Consider the following 18,736-nt stretch of genomic DNA (forward strand, 5'->3'; position numbering starts at 1 on the left):
AGCCGAGCCGGAAAACGCCACCTTGTTTTGAGGCTTTCCGGCTCCGCATCAGTCGGCGCGTGCAAAAAGCTGGCGATCGCGCGCGCGTACCGGATCGGTCCAGTCACGCTCGAACCAGGCCGCTTCGCCCGCCTGCGGCGGCAATCGCAGCTCAAGGGGCTGTCCTGTTTCTTCCCCATCTTCGGATGCCACGCGGAATCGATAATGGTCGTACATGCGCAGCGCTTCGATCATGTAGCTGGTCGCCACCGTGCGATCGCGGACGAGCACCAGATTTTCGCCGTTCTTGAGGTCGGCCGGTTCCGAGAAATTGTAGGAGCCGAGGTAAACCCGCGCCGTCGGCTTGTCGAAATCCAGCACGACAAATTTGTGGTGCATCCTCGTCCCGCGCTGATTTCCATGGACACCGGCAAGACCGGACGGTTCCGTCAGGAACGGCGGAGGGACGTTGCCCGTCAGTGCTGCGGCCCGCACGACGCGGCGGCGATTGTCGGGACTAAACACGGTCAGTCCGAGGTTTTCCGCTTCGACCCGGCCGTCTGCAATGCCCATGACATGCACATCCGGCTTTCGCATCGCCCGCCCCAAGGCCGGACCGATCGGCCCTCTGGTGGTCTGGCCGAGGAAAGCAAGTGAGAAGAACACGCTCGACCCGGCCACGTCGATGTCGGCGCCGATCTCGTTGAGGAGGCCATTGGCTTCGCTGTGCGGAGAAAAGGCGACCTTGGCGTCGACGCCGTCCAGCCCCAGGTCATGCCAGCCGACGGAACTGGCCGAGGCGATGAAATCCGCAGCGCCTCCCGCCGTGAAGTAATTCTCGAAGGCGGCAAAATAATCTTCCACCGCGCTTGCGCTGTGAACGACAAGGCTATTGTTCGACTGAACATAAAAGCCCCGCCAACTGTGGTTCGTCGAACCGTAGACGACCGTATCGATATCGCCGCCGCGGACCGCGATCGACTTATGGTGCTGCAGGTTTGCCATGTTCTGGCGCTTCACGTTTGCCGCGCCCGCCGAGTCGATCAGGCGTTCGGCCGCATGGGTCTCGGGGGAGTCCGGTCGTCCGTGTCCCTTGGTTCGCGCGCTGTCATCGATAATGATCTTGAGATTTGGCCCAAGCGCTTCCAGCCGTTCGACCACTTCCGGCAGGTTGAGGTCGTAAGCAATGATGCGGACCTCCGCGCCTTCATCGCCTGCGCGTTCGAGCAGCGAAAGCGTTTCCGCGCGCGCTTCGAACCCCATCCAGGCGAGAGCTCTGTCGGCATCGGCGTGGGTGGGCACGAAGTCCAAGCCCTCATCCCCATCGGGCGGCACTAGCGTGATCAATGGCCCGCCGGCTGCGAAGTTGCGCACGAATGCCTGCGATGAGACAAAGCCCCGGGTGAAGGCGACGTTGAGCTTACCGGGAATGGTTTCGCGCATCAGCGCGAGTTCCGCTTCCTGCGCCTCGCCGGCGGTCAGCGCGCCATCGGCATCCATGAACATCGGCATCACTCGATAGACAAAGGCGCCCGGCAGATCTGCATTGAAGGGAAAATGCACCCAGCGAAATTTTTGGATCGGCGCATCAGTGGTGCGAATGCCGTCATCAGGGACATCCTGGCCAGGGAAACCGATGCGATTTCGAACGTTCTTGAAGAAGTCGGTTCCAGGCTCACGATACTGGATCGCAAAGCCGACGAAACTGGCCGGGGGCCGGCCGTCCTTCCAGTCCATTCCCAGAAGCAGCATGCCATCGCCGCGATGGATGGTGAGAGAAAATACCGCCGCCGCATTCTTGCCAGTGACCCGATAGTTCGTATCCACACCCGCCTCCCTCCGTTGACTGGCCGAAATCTACCACGGTTGTGCGACAGTATGGAGATGCGCGATAAAGTTTCAGTCCGAAAATAGTACGGTTGAGAGCAAATGGATTCTGGCGATGCGGTTCATAAAGCAAGTGCGAGCTGCGGTTCGTCTTTCTCATCATCATGGTCGAGGGACGAGAGGGTCACGCCCCAGCGGTCGGAACAGGAAAGATCGGAAAGAGCAACAGCTTCGCAATGGCAGCGATTTCGGCCGCGTTCGTAGCCGGTACGGCTGCGGTCTCACTCCTAGTAATCTGCGTGAAATCTCCCCACTTCACCTTCAGCGTCACGGTCTTGCGCTGGCGGCCTTCACATCACTGCGCGCCAAATGAATGCTTCGAGGACGACAACAACGAAAGATACCGAACAGCGCTAGCACTCTGTGATTGGCTCCGGCACGGAACCGGATTTCGCTAGCGCTGATCACCTTCGAGCGTCGGGTCGCAGCGGCAGTTAGTCGTGTCGTGCGACGACATCCGCATTTTGCATCACCCTACCTGCTCGACGTGCAGCATGCCGGGCGAAAGCGGCTTTATCAGTGACTTTGCCGGAACGGACGGGTCGAGCCAGTCAGCCCATGCGTCGCGAGCGAGAATGACGATCTGCCGATCATGGTATGGCGCAATGTCAGGCCCGGGCTCCATGGTCAGCATCGTGAAGGCTTCCCCGACATCCTTGGTCTCACGCCAGATGCCCGCGATGCAGAAAATCGGCTCGTCCTTCTTCGTGAACAGCCATTTGTCCTTGCGCTTCTTTTCCTTCTCGGTGGGATCGGTAAACTCGTAGAAGCCGTCCGCCACGATCAGGCAGCGGTTCGACGTGAACTCACGACCGTCCGAGCGGAAGTTGTAGACAGGCCGCTTGTTCTGCCCGGGCCAGCTCCAACGCCGCTGGACCAGTTCGCCTTCACCGCGAACGTCGTCGACCGTTCGGACGATCGGCCCCATATCGGTAATTTTGATGTCGTCGCGGGGCTCGAGGTTAGGCGCGCCCTCCCCAAACCGGATCTTGATCTTCAGGTCAGCGAAGTCCTCGACGATCGTCGCGACATCGACCTTCAAGCGATAGTCATTGCACATCGGACCTCCTTCTCGATCACGGTTGCCTCTCGACAAGGTTCTTGTTATGTTCGCATGCTATGAGCGCGAAGGTTTTCGATCCCGACGCAGAGCTCGACGAACGCCGCGTCATCATAAGGCGCGAAGGCAGCAATGTTGAGATGGTCGAGCTACCTTGGGGCCTTCAGCCCCGTGAGGCTGGCGGCAAGCCCTTCGCTGTGATCCCTTCGGAAGGCCGCACGTTTCCAAGCCACCGTTGCCTCGTTCCAGTCTCGGAATTTCGTCGTCGCAGGCACGGCAAGCTCTTGAGGTTCTCGCTGTCGGACGGGGACTGGTTCTATTTTGCTGGCATTTGGAGACCTGCGACCCGGGATTGGCCGGAGGCCTATGCCATCCTGACGATCAGGGCGAATGAGGACATTGTCCCCTATCACGATCGCCAGATGGCGGTGCTTCGCCGGGATCAGCGAATGGAATGGCTCGACCTGACCAAGCCGGAAGCCGAGTTACTACAGCCGTTGCCGATAGGTACTTTTCGTGTCTTCACCCATGAGCCCAAGTCCGACCAGATGATGCTGATCCTCTGATCGCATGGAGGAACAACAGTGCCGGTACAGTGCGCAATTGATTAGCATCGGGAGGCCATTGCGTTCAGCGTGTCCGATCGAAAATTTCTCTCGCGCGGTGCACCCCACTCGACGTCCGCCGATTTTTCGGTATGATATGATATGTTATAACATTGCATTGAGTCGAATAATCGGTGGAAGCGTCCTTGGCGTCAAAATTTACAAATGATCGGAGACCGACTGAGCGGCCTCCCCGCATCACTATCCTTCAACGATCTGCCTTCGACAGAATCGCGATGGCCTTCGTAGTCTGCGCGCCGCTTTGGCTCGTCGTCGGTTGGGCGCTGGACTGGTGGGTGCGCGCATGATGAAAGCACCTTCTGTCTGCATCCACGATCTGACGCTAACCTATCGTCGGCACCCGGCTATCCATCATCTGAGCGGAGCTTTCGAGGCCGGTTCATTGACGGCTATTGTCGGACCCAATGGCGCCGGGAAGTCGACCTTGCTCAAAGGCATCGTCGGCGCGCTGCGGCCGGATAGCGGACGCATCCACCTCGACGGCGTCAAACGGCACGATATCGGCTACCTACCGCAGCTCAGCGAACTCGACCGGAGCTTCCCCATTACGGTTCTCGATCTCGTCTCACTTGGCGCCTGGCGTCAGATCGGGACGTTCCGGCGGCTCACCGGTCCTGGTCGTGACAGGACACTCGCCTGTATCGCGGCGGTCGGATTGACGGGCTTTGAACAGCGCACAATCAGCACATTGTCGGGTGGTCAGCTACAGCGCGCGCTCTTTGCCCGCCTGATGCTCCAGAACGCGCGCCTTCTGCTGCTCGATGAACCATTCACCGGGATCGACACACGCACGACGGCGGATCTGATCACACTTATCAAGGAATGGCACGGCGAGGGCCGCACGATCATCGCGGTCCTGCACGACATGGCGCTGGTCCGCGATCACTTCCCATCCACCCTGCTCATCGCCCGCAAGCAGATTGCTTGGGGTGCGACCATCGACGCTCTCGCTCCTGGGAATCTGGAAGCGAGCCGTCGGCTCAGCGAGCGATGGGATGACGACGCCGAGCTCTGCGAGGTCGTTGCCGCATGACGTTCGCCGACTATCTGATCGCCCCGTTCCTGGACTACAGCTTCATGCGCCGTGGGCTTGCCGGCTGCTTAGCGCTGTCGATCGGCTGCTGCCCGCTTGGCGTCGTTCTCGTTCTTCGCCGCATCAGCCTGATGGGCGACGCCATGTCCCATGCCATCCTGCCTGGCGCCGCCATCGGCTTCCTGATTGCGGGCTTCTCACTTACCGCGATGACCATCGGTGGGTTTGCGGCTGGCCTGATTGTTGCGGTCCTGGCGGGATTGGTCACGCGCTTCACCGCCTTGCGCGAAGACGCGAGCTTCGCTGCTTTCTACCTAGCCTCGCTCGGCCTCGGGGTCCTGCTGATCTCGATGCACGGGTCGAATATCGACCTTCTCAACATTCTCTTCGGCACCGTCCTTTCCCTGAGCGACCCGGCGCTACTCCTGATGGCGACGATCGCGAGCCTGACTATGTTCTCGCTCGCGCTCCTCTTTCGGCCGCTCGTCGCGGAATGCCTCGACTCCGGATTCCTCCGCTCGGTGAGCGGCGCGGGCGGGTTCATCCATCTCGCATTCCTGATTCTCGTCGTCCTCAATCTCGTCGGCGGCTTCCATGCGCTCGGCACCCTGATGGTGGTCGGCATCATGATGCTGCCGGCAGCCTCGGCGCGCTTCTGGGCCGAAACCGTGGCCGGCCAAATGCTGGTCGCCGTAACCTTCGGCATCGCCTCATCCATCGTCGGGCTCCTCATTTCCTATCACGACGACCTTCCCGCTTCGCCCGCGATCATCCTCTCGGCAAGCGCGATCTATGTCTTCTCGTTCCTTGCCGGCCCGCAGGACAGCATCGGCGCACGCGCGCTGCGCCGCCGCCACTTCAAACGCTAACCCCCAAACCAAAGGCTAGAACATCATGATAAACCGCCGCAAACTCCTCGCACTCTCTCTCGGAGCAACGCTCCTCTCGCTGCCATTCACCGCAACGCTTATCGCCCACTCAAGCCCCGCACGGGCCGCCGAGAGGGTGAAGGTCGTGACCAGCTTCTCCATTCTCGGCGATATGGTGCGGGAGGTCGGCGGAGACCGGGTGGATCTGACGACGCTGGTGGGTCCTAACGCTGACGCCCACACATTCGAGCCAAGGCCGACCCACTCGCGCGCTGTGGGCGCCGCCGACATCATCTTCATCAATGGTCTTGGCTTCGAGCCATGGTTCGCGCGCCTCGCAGCATCAGCCGGCGCGAAAGGCAAAATCGTGACCGCATCGGAAGGCGTGAAAGCCCTCGCATTCCAAGGTGACGAAGGTGATGGCCACCAGCAAGACCCGCATGCCTGGCAGAACCTGGAGAACGGCAAGCTCTATGTCCGCAACATCGCCGCAGGCCTTGCCTCGGTCGACCCGGACCATGCGGCCGAGTACAAGAGCCGAGCCGATGCCTATTCCGCCCAGATCGAGTCCTTGCACGCTTCGATCAAGGCAGAACTTGACGCCATTCCCGCCGACCAGCGCAAGGTCGTGACCTCCCACGACGCGTTCGGCTATTTCGCCGCGGCCTACGGCATCGAGTTCATCGCGCCGCAGGGGGTGTCGACCGAAGGCGAAGCGTCCGCCAGCGACGTCGCGAAGATCATCGACCAGATCCGCGCACAAGGTATCCGCGCCGTCTTCCTTGAGAACATCGCAAATTCGCGCCTTGTTGAGCGTATCGCCAAGGAGACCAGCGCAAGGGTCGGAGGCACGTTGTTCTCCGACGCGCTTTCCGATCCGAGCGGCCCCGCGCCGACCTATGTGAAAATGTTCGAGCACAATGCCCACGAGCTCGTGACGGCGCTGAAGCCGAGCTGATCAGACGGCACTGGAAGATCGGCGACGGGTGCGATTGCCGATCTTCCATAGGCAGGGGGCCACTGTTTCCGTATCCACGCCTCTCAGGCTTTCCGGATTCCTCCTTGGCGACGTAAAAGAGGAAGAGTGCGGATGGGTTTTCCGTGACGGGTTTGAAGGCTGGGAGAGAGGCTTCCGGCGCCCGTCGCGGAGAACTGCGATGTCGAGGAAAGACCACCCGAGGGCTGCCGGAAGCGACTGGAAGCTACGATGAAATAATCGACAAGGTCATTGCTCGAAGCTGGGCGCGTGCCGTCGACCCTGGGGAAGCACAGCGGCGAAGGAACCGCTCGCCATGCCGAGGAACGCCGCGACCAGCCGGCAGTATTCTGGAATCAATGTCCTGATCCTTTGGGGCGCCGTCATCGAGCACGGCTTCCCGAGCCAAAGTTGGCTCACCTTTCGCCAAGCCGTCTCGCTTGGCTGATATGCGCAAAGGGGCGAGCGCGGCACGAGCGCATGGTGGACACGTTGCCCTTCCCTCTGCTTGTTGTGTTGACCGCGCCCGTTCTATCTGCATAGATAGAATGCATGATGCATGATGCATCAAGTAGTATCTGGAATATAGATAGATGCACGTTTCTATGGATCAATTGGAAGCCTTCGTTGCGGTCGCCGAACACGGGTCGTTCTCCGCCGCAGGCCGGGCTTTGCGAAAAGCGCAGTCGGCCGTCAGCACGCAGGTTGCAAATCTTGAGGAGGACCTCGGTCTCGCGCTGTTCAGCCGATCAGGACGCAATCCGGTACTGACTTCGGCCGGAGAACGGCTCCTGCTTGAGGCCAAGGTGATCCTGGATCGCCGCGAGCACCTGATCGGTGTCGCCAGCAGCTTCGAAGCCGGTGCCGAGACGCGTCTGGTCGCCGCGATCGATGAGCTCTACCCGGATCGGGAATTGGGCGCAGTTTTCTCGGAGTTTGTGTCTCACTTTCCGCACGTCGAGCTCGAGCTCTTGTTTCCGATGATGGAAGATGTCAGCCGCCTTGTGTTGGATGGAAAGGCCGACGTGGGTGTTACGTGGCGTCAGTACTCTCGGCCCGCTGAACTTGGATTCCAAATCCTTGGATCGGTTCCGCTCAAAATGGTGTGCTCAAAAGATCACCCGCTGGCGAAGGCTGATGTCGGCTGGGAGGAACTCAAGCGCCACCGGCAGATCATGGTTGCCATGAGGAGCGAAGGGCGAGCAAAACAACGATTGCGAATGGCTGCGGAAGTCTGGTGGGTCGAAAGTCAATGGGTCATATTGCGGTTGGTCAGGCAAGGGATCGGTTGGGCGCTTGTTCCCGACCACATCATAGAACACTCGCGGTGTGCCGCCGATCTTGTTACTCCCGCGCTGCAGTTTGGCGACGGCCAGTTTCCCGTCGTACTGGAAATGGTCTGGCACAAGCAACGGCCTTGCGGGTCAGCTGCGAGGTGGCTTCGCAAGCGCCTCGCCGCCACAAAACTCAATGCCTCCACGCGGATGGCACTCAGTTGCAGTCCGAAGACTAATCTGGCTGGCTGAGGCCCTGGCGGCCATCGCCGTTCATCTAGCACTCTTGCGCGCCCCATCCGCCCTTCCCGCCATTTGCCGGTGCCGTAGCAGCCTTCGACGCGATCCGGTCTGCTGGCACCGCCGCGCCATGTAGGCGTTCGTACCGAAGACACCGACGAGCAGGTCCAGGATCGAATGGGCGACATCCACAGCCTCCCAATGCAGGCCGCAGCCGCGACCAAGAATTTCGATCGCTGCAAGCTGATCGTCCGTCGCTTTCTCCAGCCCCTGCGGCAGACGCGGCGGAACGCGGAGGTGCAGCCATGCGATCGCGCTGCTTCTCGTAGCGTTCCCGACGCCGCGCGGTTCCGTCTCGCGGCTGCGCCTCATCGCGTCATCCGTCAGTTCAATCATGGATTTCCCCCCATCTGTCGAGGAAGAGCCGTTGCTGCTCGGGGTAAGGCGGCCTCACCTGGAGCAAGCCACGACCTTATCCCTCTCGGCGATGACGCTCCGCCGGTGGGTGATCGCGAGCACAGTCACATCCGTGGCGAGCACGCGAATATGCTCCATGATGTCGCGTTCAGTCGCCTCATCGAGCGCTGAGCTGGCCTCGTCGAGAAAGAGGATCGCCGGATCGCCGTAAAGCGCGCGGGCGATGGCGATGCGCTGACGTTCGCCGCCCGACAGCTTCAAGCCCCGTTCGCCTACGGTCGTCTCGAGGCCCTCGGGCAGAGCCTCGATGAAGGGCAAAATCGCCGCCTTCTCCGCCGCCCGGCGCAAGCGCTTCTCATCGCGCGGCCGGCCGAGAAGGATGTTGTCGGCCAGGCTCTCGTTGAGCAGCACGACGTCCTGAGGCACGACGGCAACCGCACTGTACCAGTCGGCCCGGTCGATGGTCGCTAGATCGACGCCATCGACAAGGATGCGACCCTGATCCGGCTCGACCGATTTCAGCGCCAGCTTGAAGATGGTCGACTTGCCGGAGCCGGTCTCGCCGACGAGGAAGGTGATCCCGCCGCGCTCGGCCGTGAAGTCGATATCCTTCACGCCACGCCCGTTGCCATAGACGTAGCCGACACCCTCGGCGACGATGCGCCCCTCGCTCGGCACGAAGGCCGGCGCATGCGAGACCTGCCGCTCCTCGGGCGCCGCCCACATGGTTGCGAGCGGGACGAGGGTCGCCCGCGAGCGCGCCACGTCGTCGATGGCGTGGGCGATCATCTCGAACGGCATGTTGAGCTGCAGCAGCAGTGTGTTGAACAGCACGATGTCGCCGATGGTCAGCGCGCCGGCCTCATAGCGCGGCACGAGCAGCAGGAACGTGACGGCGAACTGGACGGTGAGACCGAGCCCGAGGAGCGCGATGTAGCCGACACGCTGCAGCACATAGGCACGCCAGTTGTCGCGTACCTCTTCGGCCTTCGCCGTGAAGCGCCGACTCATCCAGCCATGGCTGCCGAAATGCCTCAGCGTCTCCATGGCGTTCATGGCGTTGCCGACGAAGCGGGCATTCTCCTGGCCGGCCTCAATGGCCTTGTCGAGGAAGACGCGGGCCCGACGGGCGGAGATCAGCGTGAATGTGACGGCGGCGACGCCATAAATCACGACGACCGCAGCCACCTCAATATTGATCAACGCGCCAAGGGTGATGAGCGTGAGCAGGATCTGCGTCGCGCCGGGGATGAAGACGATGAGGCCAAGCTGCACTAGCGTTGTTAGCGCCTCGCGCCCACGCGAACTCGCATTCTGGATCTCTGCCGGATTGTGCTCGACGAAGAACGCGCTGGTCTTCCTCAGGATGCGTTCAAAGAAGCGCGTGCCGCTGATGAAGCCGAGATTCTCCGCGCTCATGAAGGAGAGGTACTGCATCATGTCCTGTAACGCCGACGAGAGCCCCAAGAGCACCGCATAGCCCACGAAGCCCCAGGCCAGCACGGCAACCGCACCTTCCTGTGGCAGGCGATCGACGAGACGCGAGAAGAGATAGGGTGCAGCGACACTGGCGACACTGGAGAGCAAGACGACGACCGCCACGACGAGCAGCATCCAGCGGTCGGACTTCCAGTAGGCACGGAGGATTTCGGAGATCGGAGCGAGAACGGCAGGTTCGGTCATCGGTCGGCACGGATCGGGTTCGGGGACAGCCAGACTCTCGACCGCCGAACGACGCGGGGCCTAGCGGTGGCGGGCATACCTTAATGGACTGTGCTCTCCGGCCGTTGAGTATATCAAGTTAGGTGGTATCTGGAATTTAGATAGATTTCCGTGTCCATGGATAAGTTGGAAGCCTTCGTTGCGGCCGCCGAACGGTCGTTCTCAGCCGCGGATGGAAGTTAGCGGTTTCTATTGACGTGATGTCCGGCGCCGCGCGCCAGATAGCGCGGGCCCCGTGGCTACCGCTTGCGTCATTTGACCCGCACAACAGCGAGTACAGTACATCGCTCCTATATGTGAGCTTTGAGAGCGGTTCTTAAAGCGCCAGGACTCGTTTCCGGTTGCGACAATCTTGCAGTGATGGGTCAGAAGGAATGGCGACGATTTCATTGGACTCTGCGCCACCTTGGCCTGCCCGAGCACCAGGCGCTGACGGGCGGCGAAGCCCGAGACCATGTGAATGGGGTTCAGGCCGCCTTCTTGACGGATACTGTAACGTAGGATGGCGGGCACGAGAAATTCCAACATTCGTCGACGATGTAATCAAAGCGGGGTTGTTACATCTGCGCCGTCGGTCACGACATGTACACCTATTAGGAGATGCTGACCTCCCGCCCGGCCCGCCAGCAAGTGCGCTTAACCGGCCGCGATCTATCTATTCTGCAGATACTTCCTAACTTGAAAGCAGCACCAGAAGCGTCGAGAAAGCGCGCTTAACGGGTGAAAAAGGACGGGTGTCAGAGATGCGCCATTTTCGCGGTCACATGCGCCGGAACAACATAAATACGAGCGCGGGTTCAGAAGATGTTCTGCTGCGCTCGCGCTTCTTGCTGGCGGAGAGCCGGAAGGACCGGCTGGCTGGTAGACATTGTCGAACGCTTTGGACTCCCGCAACCGCTCGAGCGGCTGGATAGAGAATACAACCCTTGACTTGCCGGCACAGGACTCCTGCTGTCCGGCGGTCGTCAAAGTCATGTGGCGGGAATTGGTTCCGTTGCAAACTCTTCAGTAGTGCACCGATATTTCAGGACCGATTATTTGACGACGCCGCTTGTTCGCCTGGTAGTACTCACGGCCTTTCTGCCCTTGATGCCAGCGTGTGTAGCCGTTGGTCCCGACTATCAAAAGCCTGTCGTGTTGACGCCGTCCAAATGGAACAGCAAGGTCAGCGCCGCAACACCGCGTCTCGGCGACTGGTGGAAGAATCTCGACGATCCTGTACTCAATCAGTTGATCGCGGATGGCATTGCAACAAGTCCCAATGTTGCCACCGCAAAGGCGAGGGTGCGGAAGGCCAGGGCCAATTATGCGTCCGCAGGCGGCATGTTTTATCCCTCGCTCGACGGTAGTGGGAGCTATACGCGCTCCGATGCGTCGAGCCGGTCGAACCTCGGCTTCAAGACTCAGTGGGAACTCGATCTGTTCGGCGCCAATCATCGAGGCGCGGAGGCTGCTTACTACAGTATGGAAGCGGCCAGTGAGCAGCTTCGCGGGGCACTCGTCACACTTATAGGCGATATTGCGACGAATTATGCGCAATTGCGCGGTGTGCAGTCGAACATCGCAATAGCGCAGCGCAACGCGGCATCGCAACGCCAGACCGTCGAGTTAACACGCACTCAACTGGAGGCTGGTCACGTATCGCAGGTCGATCTGCTCAGGGCAGAAACGCAAGCCGGATCCACGGAAGCTCGGATACCCAGCCAGCGCATCACCTATGCGAAGTATCTCAACACCCTTTCTGTTTTGACTGGCAGTTCCTCGTCCGCTCTTGCGGCCATGCTCGACAAAACTCGCCCCATTCCTTCCGTGCCGCGCAGTGTCTCCGTCGGATTACCCGCCGGAGTACTAGCGAGTAGGCCAGATATTCGTGCGGCCGAACGTGAATATGCGAGTTCGACAGCAGGCGTCGGACAGAAGCAAGCCGCTCTTTATCCCAGCATTTCGTTGAGTGGTGATATCAATGCGGACGGCACAGACTTCGGCGATCTGGCTCTGCGATCAACGATCGGGTGGAGTTTCGGTCCAAGTCTCAGCGTACCGCTTTTCCAAGGCGGCAAGCTGAATGCCGCTGTCGATGTGGCCAGGGCCACACGCGACCAGTCATTTATCGCCTATCGCAAGGCAGTATTGACGGCGCTGAGCGAAGTTGAAAACGCAAGCGTATCGCTCAACCAGAACCGTTTGCGTGTGGCGCAGCTGCAGAAGATCATGAGCAACAGCTGGAAAATCAACGAACTAACGTTGAGTCAATACAAAGCTGGCAAGAAGAGCTTTATCGACGTGCTGACGGCGCAGCGTGACCTCTTTGACGCGGAGACAAGTCTTGCTGAAGCCAGAACGGATCTTGTGACCGATTACGTCGCCTTGCACAAAGCACTTGGAGGCGGCTGGAATGGCCGCGTCGATGTCAGCGAACCGGAAGTCGTTGACGGTTACACAGGACCGCATTTCGTCAGGCCAACCATACCGGCCTCGCCGACACCAGAAAAGAGGCCGCTGTGAAACCCAGATCGAGACGACGTTTCCGCTGGCGTCTTTGGTTCGCCGTTGTGGCGGCATTGCTGATCGTGGCCTATTTCGCAGTCCGTCACTGGACGAAAGGAGCGCCGCTTCCGAGCACGACGACCATCCGGCGTGGCGACATAGAAAGCTCGGTTCTTGCTACCGGAACCTTGAGACCGAAAAGCCTCGTCGCCATCGGCGCGCAGGCGACAGGCCGGATCCTGTCACTCAACGTGAAGCCAGGACATCAGGTTAAGGCTGGTGATGTCATTGCACTCATCGACTCGACCAACCAGCAGAATAAGCTCAACAAGGCCCAGGCGACCTTGCTGCAAAATCAGGCTACTCGCGATCAGTGTATCGCGGATCTGGAACTGGCGCGGCAAGACCTTGCCCGCTATCAAATGATGATCGACAAGAACGCTGTCGCCAGATCCGAGTATGACAAGGCTGTCGCCACGCTGAAGGCGAAGGAAGCGCAGCTTGCCAACAGTGAAGCGGCCATCGCTGCTTCCAAAATTGATGTGCAAATTGCCGAGACCGACCTCGGCTATACGCGTATCACCGCTCCCATCGACGGGACCATTCTCGCCACGGTGGTCCAGGAAGGCCAGACCGTCAATGCGGAACAAAGCGCGCCGACGATCGCAATTCTGGGTCAGGTGGACATGATGACCGTCGAGGCGGCTATCTCCGAAGCGGACATTACGCAGGTGCACGAAGGCCTGCCGCTTTATTTCACCATTCCCGGTCAGAATTCAACGCGTTACGAAGCGACGCTGGAAAAGATCGAGCCCGCGCCGGGCTCCATCGTCAACGATAAGAGCTTCAGTTCGAGCCGCGGCAGCAGCAGCGCATCTTCATCGAACGGGGAGACGGCTTCGGCTATTTACTACAAGGGCATATTCAGCGTGCCAAACCCGGGCGGGCTGCTGAGAACCTATATGACGACTGAAATTCACATTCTGCTTGCCCAGGCTAGGAATGTGCTTCTGGCTCCTGTGTCGGCACAGCGGATATCGGATGATCCAAACAAGGCGACCGTTCGCGTTGTTACGAGTAGCGGCACTATCGAAGAGCGAACCGTTGAGACTGGCATCACAGACAAGATCAATGTGGAAATTCGTTCGGGCTTGAAGGAAGGCGACAAGATTGTCACCGACAATCATACACCCGTTCCAACCCCTGCCGGAACGTGACAATGAGCGAAGCGCCCCTGATATCGCTCAAAGGCGTCACCCGACGATATCCGTCGGGTGACGCCGTGACCACAGTCCTGCATCATATCGACCTCACCATTCATCGCGGAGAGATGGTGGCCATTATCGGCGCTTCCGGGTCGGGCAAGTCTACGCTGATGAACATTCTCGGATGTCTGGACCGACCTTCCGAGGGAGAATATCAGATCTCGGGACGACCGACCTCGGAGCTTGAGGCCGATGAACTGGCGGAACTGCGGCGTGAACATTTCGGCTTCATTTTCCAGCGCTATCATCTGCTGAACGAACTCGACGCCGTCGGCAACGTCGAAATCCCGGCGATCTATGCCGGACGAAGCCGCGACGAGCGGCGCGAAAAGGCCGAAGCAATTCTGCACCGCCTTGGGATGGGAGAGCGCACGCATCATCGACCAAACCAGCTTTCAGGCGGTCAGCAGCAGCGTGTTTCCATTGCGCGCGCGCTGATCAATGACGCCGATGTCATACTTGCCGACGAACCGACCGGCGCACTGGACAGCCATAGCGGGGAAGAGGTCCTCGGGATACTTCAGCAACTGAACCGCGATGGCCGGACGATCATCATCGTTACCCATGACCGCTATGTGGCGACGCGCGCGCAGCGGATTATAGAGATCAGAGATGGTGAAATTATCGCTGATATGCGGAACGACGCTGCCGCAGATGCGCGCGCAAGCAATGATCTCCCGATAGATAGAAAGCCAGAAAAGCCTAAATTGTTCAACGGAATGCGGGATCGCTTCAACGAAGCCTTTGCAATGGCGTTGCGATCCTTGAATGCGCATCGTATGCGGACATTCCTCACCATGCTGGGTGTCATCATCGGGACGGCGTCGGTGGTCTGCGTGGTAGCACTCGGCCAGGGTTCGCAGAAACAGATTCTCGATCAGATCAGCGATCTCGGCACCAACTCACTCGATATCCGTCCCGGCCGCAGTTTCGGCGACCTGAAGGCCGCACAGATTACCACGCTGACGGTGGGCGATGCGAACGAACTCGCCAAACTGCCCTATGTGGTAGCAGCTACGCCCATGAGTTCATCGCCATCGACGGTACGGGTTGGCGACAAGGAAGTCAGCGTAATAGTGAGCGGGGTCGGTTATCAGCATTTTGTCACGCGCAACAGCAAACTGCTGGAGGGGCGCTTCTTCGACGAGAAGAGCGTCGACGATCTGGCGCAGGATGCGGTTATTGATGCGAATGCGAAGAAGACCCTTTTCCCACACGAATACGGTTCGGTCATTGGGAAGATCGTGCTTCTGAAAGACATGCCCGTGCGCATCATCGGCGTCGTCAAGGAAATGGGAGAAGCACAAAATCTGGAAGTGCTCCTGCCATATACGACGGTGCAAACGCGGATGACAGGTTCGCGCTCACTGCAATCCATCGTGGTGCGTGTCAACGATACGATGGACGCCGCCGAAGCGGAGAAGATGGTAACGACGTTTCTAACAAAACGTCATGGCGAGCAAGACTTCGTCATCTTCAATATCGCCAGTTGGCAGAATAGCATTCAAGTGACGACGGAAACCCTTGCTCTGCTGATCGCCTGCATTGCCGGCATATCTCTGTTCGTCGGCGGTATCGGCGTTATGAATATCATGCTCGTCGCGGTCTCGGAAAGAACCAACGAGATCGGCGTGCGCATGGCGATCGGCGCACGCCAGAGCGATATCCTGCAGCAATTCCTTATCGAAGCCGTTCTGGTCTGCCTGATAGGTGGCCTGCTCGGCCTTTTCATCGCCGCCGTGTTCGGGGTGCTGTTCGCGCAATTCAACACCATGTTTCCTCTTATCTACTCGTCGGCTTCCATTGTCCTGGCGCTGGTGTGTTCGAGCCTGATCGGAATCGGGTTCGGCTTTATCCCCGCCCGCAACGCCTCTAAACTCGATCCTGTTGTGGCGCTGGCACGTGATTAGGCGGCGGTTCCTGTAGATGACCGGGATGGTCATCGCTCTGGTGCATGTCTTCGAGTCTCTCGTCGTGATCGCGGTCTGGGCCTCGCTTCACGATAGTCCTCTCCGCTGCTTGGGGGAGTGGTTGAACTTGCTTCGCTGAGTGCCTTGCGCCGTAAGCCCGGAGCGGTCCCGGTGTGGAGGATGACGGGCAAGGGCGGCGAAGTCGGCGCAACGGACAGGACGCTATCCAGCATTGACTTCGGCTGGAGAACAACTCCTGCTTGAAGCCAAGGTGATTCTGGATCGTCTATGAACTTGTTCTCGAACCGTCAAATACCCGCAACGATCCGCGTTGCCTTACCGTCCGATGCCACGGCTATAGCCACGGTGCATGTAGCGTCGTGGAAAGAAACGTATGATGGCCTCATGCCTGAGGCGATACTCGCCGGCCTCTCCGTCACCGAACGTACACTAAGATGGCAGAAAATCCTTGATCAAGCCGAGCCCACTCTCGGAACAACATTTGTGGCCGAGCATGATGGATCGATCGTCGGATTTGCACACGGCGCGGACCAACGGTCACCATCCCTGCGGGATCTTGGCTTTACCGGTGAGATCACCGGCATTTACATGCTGAAATCCTTCCAACAACAGGGAATTGGCACCGCCCTGATGAGAGCAACGGCTGAAATGCTACAAGCTCGCCGTCACCGCGCAGCGAGTTTATGGGTGCTGCGCGAAAATGCGGTGGCGCGCAGGTTTTATGAGAGGCTCGGCGGAGAATTAGTCAGCGAGAAAGAAGATCGCAGAGACACGATGACACTGGTCGAGGTCGCGTATGGTTGGCGCGATCTAAGCCCACTTTTATAGGAGGTCTTTCTGTTTCGCATACTGGAATAGATTTAATGCTATCGAGACCTCCTCCGAGCCCATTCTTTGGACCGCTGGAGGCTGGAGTTTTCTGGCTTCTCTTGGAAAGCCCGATCTTTTCGAGATGGGAACCGTCATCCAGTCGGCCGCGAAGCCTGTAATCGACAGTGAAGCCCCGGCGCTGATAGAGCGGCAGTCCGGTGTGCCTAGTCGTCGTCACGAGCCTCACGTCCAGAAGGTCATTTATGGCCGCCAGCTTCTCGGCTGTGTCAAGCAGGCGGTCTCCGATCCCGCGCCCCCTATGATCTGCGTCCACCCAGAGCTTTTCGATATGCATCCATCCGAACCGGCAGGACGTGACGCAGCCGCCAAGGCGCTCGTCATGATCGTTGCTTCGGGCCACGAAAATATGTTGCGCGGCCACAACTGGGCCGAACGCTGTAGCTTGATCGAACTCCGACAGGCGCTGCGATATCCAGACATAATCCTTCATGTCTTCGCGCAGGATGGCGTAGCCCTCGACACTAAATTCCATCGGAATTTCGGGTCTCGACGTCATCGTCCGGCACATATTCGAGGATGTCGCCGGGCTGGCAGGACAGGTGCTTGCAGATCGCGTCCAGCGTCGAGAAACGCATCGCACGAACGCGACCGGATCTCAGGAGGGAGATATTGCTTTCCGTGATGCCTACGGCTTCCGCAAGATCCTTTGACCGGACCTTTCGCTGCGCCAGCATCACATCAAGTCGAACGACAATTGCCATACCATCAAACCGTGAGTGACTGCTCTTCTTCCAGCTTGCGTGCCTCTTCCATAACCCAGGCGATCACGACCACGACGAATCCGACACCCAGGGCCACGGCTGCGCCGGAGCTGAACGAGATGCTGATGGTGCGCTCACCCGGAGAGCCGAATCCTGCTGAGGCCAGCGACGAAAGCGGAAAATAGGCCAACTGCGTGAGGCCGAACAACAGGAGCGCCGATCCGAATTTACCGATCCGCGCGACGTTCTCCCTTCCGAACATCTCGCCTTCGCCGAAAAGGGCGAACAGGCGCCGAAGATGAACGAGCCCCAGCACGAGCGGCCCGCCCGCGAGAAGAACGACAGCGAGTTGAAGGAAATGGGGGCTAAGGTTGCCCCTGTTCGCCGGCGGCAGCGTCAAGTACCAATGCGCGACGATCAGGATGGGAACGATGCAGGCCAGCACCCCCCAGAGCGTGGAGAAGAGGCGCCCCACCCGTCGGATTCTCCAGAGATTGTCGTCTGTCTTCAAGGCGCTCATGACAAGTCCTTCAGGTGCTCATTTGCTTGTTGTAGGTCAGCAATTTATTGTTGGCAAACAGATAACCTTGCGTGAGACTGGTGCCGAATGCGCGTCTTCCCAGAGTGCCGCTATGGTATCTTTCCCTGTCCAATCGGCGGCGCACGGTCCCCTACGGTCGAGATCGTCTGCGATCTCTGGGACGAAGCGATCAGTGAAGGATGCGACCGTCTTTCATCGAGACCATCCGATATGCCCGGCTGGCCTGTCGATCGTCATGGGTTACCATGATGACCGTTTTTCCGGTCGCGGCGATATTCTCCAGCATGTCCAGGACCTGCTCGCCATTTCCGCTGTCGAGGTTCCCGGTGGGCTCGTCAGCTAGAACGATGGCGGGATCGCCAACGAGAGCCCTCGCGATCGCTGCCCGTTGCTGCTGGCCGCCCGAGAGCTGCGCCGGATAGTGGCGGGCGCGGGCGTCGAGCCCTACCGCTTTCAGGACGCTCATACTGCGATCACGGCGTTCGGCCCTGGCGATACCGCGATATTTCAATCCCAACTCCACATTCCGCTCGACGCTGAGATGGGGGATGAGGTTGAATGCCTGGAAAACGAAGCCAATATGCTTTCGGCGTAGATCGGTCAGCAAGCGATCGTTGCCGTCACTGATGTCGATGTCGGCGAACTGCATGATCCCCTCGCTTGGCGCGTCCAACAATCCCATAATGCTTAGCAAGGTTGACTTTCCCGAGCCGGAGGGTCCCATGATAGAGAGAAATTCGCCCCTTCCGACATCGAGATTAATATCGGCCAGCGCCCGTGTTTCGAGATCTTCGGTGCGGTAGGTTTTTCCGACTTTTCTCAGCTTGATCATGTTGG

19 protein-coding genes are annotated in these 18,736 nt (G+C 59.4%); 10 read left to right on the forward strand and 9 right to left on the reverse strand.

The features are described from left to right. Nucleotides 1-48: 48 nt before the first annotated feature. The 3 genes from BN1800_RS00155 to BN1800_RS00160 all read right to left on the reverse strand — a co-directional run bounded on the left by BN1800_RS00155 (nucleotide 49) and on the right by BN1800_RS00160 (nucleotide 2,926). Entirely contained in the window at nucleotides 49-1,806 is a 1,758-nt protein-coding gene (locus BN1800_RS00155; RefSeq protein ID WP_086993352.1) for a phospholipase D-like domain-containing protein, read from the reverse strand. A 184-nt stretch (nucleotides 1,807-1,990) separates the two neighbouring features. Further along, complete coding sequence (locus tag BN1800_RS42140; RefSeq protein WP_342210292.1) at nucleotides 1,991-2,137, reverse strand: DinB/UmuC family translesion DNA polymerase; 147 nt, start codon at nucleotides 2,135-2,137, stop codon at nucleotides 1,991-1,993. A gap of 198 nt (nucleotides 2,138-2,335) precedes the next feature. After that, nucleotides 2,336-2,926: an SOS response-associated peptidase gene (locus BN1800_RS00160; protein ID WP_086993354.1), complete on the reverse strand. Its 591-nt coding sequence runs from the start codon at nucleotides 2,924-2,926 to the stop codon at nucleotides 2,336-2,338. A gap of 59 nt (nucleotides 2,927-2,985) precedes the next feature. Here BN1800_RS00160 and BN1800_RS00165 point away from each other — a divergent pair, with 59 nt between their 5' ends. The 6 genes from BN1800_RS00165 (at nucleotide 2,986) to BN1800_RS00190 (ending at nucleotide 7,956) form a co-directional block, all read left to right on the forward strand. After that, complete coding sequence (locus BN1800_RS00165; protein WP_086993356.1) at nucleotides 2,986-3,492, forward strand: SOS response-associated peptidase family protein; 507 nt, start codon at nucleotides 2,986-2,988, stop codon at nucleotides 3,490-3,492. A gap of 343 nt (nucleotides 3,493-3,835) precedes the next feature. Continuing rightward, the gene (gene aztA / locus BN1800_RS00170; RefSeq protein ID WP_086993857.1) at nucleotides 3,836-4,585 is read left to right on the forward strand and encodes a zinc ABC transporter ATP-binding protein AztA; all 750 of its coding nucleotides are present in this window, start codon (nucleotides 3,836-3,838) and stop codon (nucleotides 4,583-4,585) included. Continuing rightward, nucleotides 4,582-5,454, forward strand: coding sequence for a metal ABC transporter permease (locus BN1800_RS00175; RefSeq protein WP_086993360.1), 873 nt, complete (start codon nucleotides 4,582-4,584; stop codon nucleotides 5,452-5,454). Before aztA ends, BN1800_RS00175 begins: the two co-directional genes overlap by 4 nt. Before the next feature lie 25 nt (nucleotides 5,455-5,479). Beyond that, the gene (locus tag BN1800_RS00180) at nucleotides 5,480-6,412 is read left to right on the forward strand and encodes a metal ABC transporter substrate-binding protein (RefSeq protein WP_086993362.1); all 933 of its coding nucleotides are present in this window, start codon (nucleotides 5,480-5,482) and stop codon (nucleotides 6,410-6,412) included. 334 nt (nucleotides 6,413-6,746) lie between these two features. Then, the gene (locus tag BN1800_RS43780; protein ID WP_425298944.1) at nucleotides 6,747-6,878 is read left to right on the forward strand and encodes an ArdC-like ssDNA-binding domain-containing protein; all 132 of its coding nucleotides are present in this window, start codon (nucleotides 6,747-6,749) and stop codon (nucleotides 6,876-6,878) included. Nucleotides 6,879-7,023: 145 nt separating this feature from the next. Continuing rightward, on the forward strand, nucleotides 7,024-7,956 hold the full coding sequence (locus tag BN1800_RS00190; protein WP_086993364.1) for a LysR family transcriptional regulator: 933 nt from the start codon (nucleotides 7,024-7,026) through the stop codon (nucleotides 7,954-7,956). Nucleotides 7,957-7,977: 21 nt separating this feature from the next. On the opposite strand, the gene BN1800_RS00195 is transcribed toward BN1800_RS00190, so the two are convergent. Both BN1800_RS00195 and BN1800_RS00200 read right to left on the reverse strand, forming a co-directional pair. Further along, nucleotides 7,978-8,340, reverse strand: coding sequence for a DUF2442 domain-containing protein (locus BN1800_RS00195; RefSeq protein ID WP_086993366.1), 363 nt, complete (start codon nucleotides 8,338-8,340; stop codon nucleotides 7,978-7,980). Nucleotides 8,341-8,394: 54 nt separating this feature from the next. Then, complete coding sequence (locus BN1800_RS00200; protein WP_086993368.1) at nucleotides 8,395-10,044, reverse strand: ABC transporter ATP-binding protein; 1,650 nt, start codon at nucleotides 10,042-10,044, stop codon at nucleotides 8,395-8,397. A gap of 1,128 nt (nucleotides 10,045-11,172) precedes the next feature. Between BN1800_RS00200 and BN1800_RS00210 the strand changes: the two genes are divergently transcribed. The 4 genes from BN1800_RS00210 to BN1800_RS00225 all read left to right on the forward strand — a co-directional run bounded on the left by BN1800_RS00210 (nucleotide 11,173) and on the right by BN1800_RS00225 (nucleotide 16,594). Continuing rightward, nucleotides 11,173-12,588 (forward strand): efflux transporter outer membrane subunit, encoded by a 1,416-nt coding sequence (locus BN1800_RS00210; protein ID WP_425298945.1) that lies wholly within the window; start codon nucleotides 11,173-11,175, stop codon nucleotides 12,586-12,588. Next, on the forward strand, nucleotides 12,585-13,787 hold the full coding sequence (locus BN1800_RS00215) for an efflux RND transporter periplasmic adaptor subunit (RefSeq protein WP_086993372.1): 1,203 nt from the start codon (nucleotides 12,585-12,587) through the stop codon (nucleotides 13,785-13,787). The genes BN1800_RS00210 and BN1800_RS00215 overlap by 4 nt, the downstream gene beginning before the upstream one ends. Nucleotides 13,788-13,789: 2 nt before the next feature. Then, nucleotides 13,790-15,745 (forward strand): MacB family efflux pump subunit, encoded by a 1,956-nt coding sequence (locus BN1800_RS00220; protein ID WP_086993374.1) that lies wholly within the window; start codon nucleotides 13,790-13,792, stop codon nucleotides 15,743-15,745. 288 nt (nucleotides 15,746-16,033) lie between these two features. Further along, entirely contained in the window at nucleotides 16,034-16,594 is a 561-nt protein-coding gene (locus BN1800_RS00225; RefSeq protein ID WP_086993376.1) for a GNAT family N-acetyltransferase, read from the forward strand. Here BN1800_RS00225 and BN1800_RS43785 read toward each other — a convergent pair. From BN1800_RS43785 to BN1800_RS00245, 4 genes are all read right to left on the reverse strand, one after another. Next, nucleotides 16,512-17,165: a GNAT family N-acetyltransferase gene (locus BN1800_RS43785; protein ID WP_086993378.1), complete on the reverse strand. Its 654-nt coding sequence runs from the start codon at nucleotides 17,163-17,165 to the stop codon at nucleotides 16,512-16,514. The two genes, BN1800_RS00225 and BN1800_RS43785, sit on opposite strands and share 83 nt — an antisense overlap. After that, nucleotides 17,119-17,358, reverse strand: coding sequence for a helix-turn-helix domain-containing protein (locus BN1800_RS00235; protein ID WP_086993380.1), 240 nt, complete (start codon nucleotides 17,356-17,358; stop codon nucleotides 17,119-17,121). Before BN1800_RS00235 ends, BN1800_RS43785 begins: the two co-directional genes overlap by 47 nt. A gap of 4 nt (nucleotides 17,359-17,362) precedes the next feature. After that, nucleotides 17,363-17,833, reverse strand: coding sequence for a DUF2975 domain-containing protein (locus BN1800_RS00240; protein ID WP_179213724.1), 471 nt, complete (start codon nucleotides 17,831-17,833; stop codon nucleotides 17,363-17,365). Nucleotides 17,834-18,068: 235 nt separating this feature from the next. After that, nucleotides 18,069-18,731 carry an ABC transporter ATP-binding protein gene (locus BN1800_RS00245; protein WP_086993385.1) on the reverse strand — a complete coding sequence of 221 codons (663 nt, stop codon included), beginning with the start codon at nucleotides 18,729-18,731 and terminating at the stop codon, nucleotides 18,069-18,071. Nucleotides 18,732-18,736: the final 5 nt, after the last annotated feature.

The organism is Rhizobium sullae (genome assembly GCF_900169785.1).
In the GTDB taxonomy this organism is placed as follows: Bacteria; Pseudomonadota; Alphaproteobacteria; order Rhizobiales; family Rhizobiaceae; genus Rhizobium; species Rhizobium sullae.

Coding starts and splice junctions, on each gene's coding strand:
- BN1800_RS00160 (WP_086993354.1), bottom strand. CDS start 2,926: ATGTGCAATGACTATCGCTTGAAGGTCGATGTCGCGACGATCGTCGAG.
- BN1800_RS00165 (WP_086993356.1), top strand. CDS start 2,986: ATGAGCGCGAAGGTTTTCGATCCCGACGCAGAGCTCGACGAACGCCGC.
- aztA (WP_086993857.1), top strand. CDS start 3,836: ATGATGAAAGCACCTTCTGTCTGCATCCACGATCTGACGCTAACCTAT.
- BN1800_RS00175 (WP_086993360.1), top strand. CDS start 4,582: ATGACGTTCGCCGACTATCTGATCGCCCCGTTCCTGGACTACAGCTTC.
- BN1800_RS00180 (WP_086993362.1), top strand. CDS start 5,480: ATGATAAACCGCCGCAAACTCCTCGCACTCTCTCTCGGAGCAACGCTC.
- BN1800_RS43780 (WP_425298944.1), top strand. CDS start 6,747: ATGCCGAGGAACGCCGCGACCAGCCGGCAGTATTCTGGAATCAATGTC.
- BN1800_RS00190 (WP_086993364.1), top strand. CDS start 7,024: ATGCACGTTTCTATGGATCAATTGGAAGCCTTCGTTGCGGTCGCCGAA.
- BN1800_RS00195 (WP_086993366.1), bottom strand. CDS start 8,340: ATGATTGAACTGACGGATGACGCGATGAGGCGCAGCCGCGAGACGGAA.
- BN1800_RS00200 (WP_086993368.1), bottom strand. CDS start 10,044: ATGACCGAACCTGCCGTTCTCGCTCCGATCTCCGAAATCCTCCGTGCC.
- BN1800_RS00210 (WP_425298945.1), top strand. CDS start 11,173: ATGCCAGCGTGTGTAGCCGTTGGTCCCGACTATCAAAAGCCTGTCGTG.
- BN1800_RS00220 (WP_086993374.1), top strand. CDS start 13,790: ATGAGCGAAGCGCCCCTGATATCGCTCAAAGGCGTCACCCGACGATAT.
- BN1800_RS00225 (WP_086993376.1), top strand. CDS start 16,034: ATGAACTTGTTCTCGAACCGTCAAATACCCGCAACGATCCGCGTTGCC.
- BN1800_RS43785 (WP_086993378.1), bottom strand. CDS start 17,165: ATGTGCCGGACGATGACGTCGAGACCCGAAATTCCGATGGAATTTAGT.
- BN1800_RS00235 (WP_086993380.1), bottom strand. CDS start 17,358: ATGGCAATTGTCGTTCGACTTGATGTGATGCTGGCGCAGCGAAAGGTC.
- BN1800_RS00245 (WP_086993385.1), bottom strand. CDS start 18,731: ATGATCAAGCTGAGAAAAGTCGGAAAAACCTACCGCACCGAAGATCTC.